Genomic DNA, 491 nt, shown 5'->3' with positions numbered 1-491 from the left:
AACGACAACAGGGCGGTGGCGCCGGACGCCTTGATTCTCGTCATCTGTGCGGTGAAGTCGGTATCGCCGTATTTGTAGTTCTCGCTGGCAACGACGGTCATGCCGTAGCTGGGCGCGCGACTGGCCGCATCCCGGGCGCCGTCGGTGCCGCCGGCATCGGACAGCGCGAGCGTCGCCAGTTTCTGGCCATCGCCGCGATGCTTCTGGATAGCGTTGAGGAGGGCCTGGTTGCCGGTCTCGAGCGAGGGGCCGACACGATAGTAATATTTGAAATTGCTTTGCGTCAGCGCCGTGCCATAGGCGATCGAGAGTTCTGGCAATCTGTTGTCGTTGATGATCTGGCGCACGGCCATGCCGGCGCCTGACGTTGTCGGGCCGATCATCGCGATCATCTCCGGATCCTGTGACAACTCCTGGAATGCGATCACGGTTGGCTGAATCGACGTGCGATCGTCGCGGGTGACGACCTCGAGCTTTCGTCCGCCGATGCC

The 491-nt window shown here is 62.1% G+C and carries 1 protein-coding gene; it reads right to left on the bottom strand.

The annotated features are described in order from the left end of the window. A partial coding sequence (locus KBX21_RS26310; protein ID WP_210844343.1) for an ABC transporter substrate-binding protein occupies positions 1-491 on the bottom strand: 491 nt, incomplete at both ends.

It is taken from the genome of Nocardiopsis sp. B62, from assembly GCF_018070675.1.
GTDB classification, from domain to species: Bacteria; Actinomycetota; Actinomycetes; order Streptosporangiales; family Streptosporangiaceae; genus Nocardiopsis; species Nocardiopsis prasina.
Note: the sequence above shows the minus strand (reverse complement) of the source record. Positions and strands in the feature narration are given on the sequence as shown.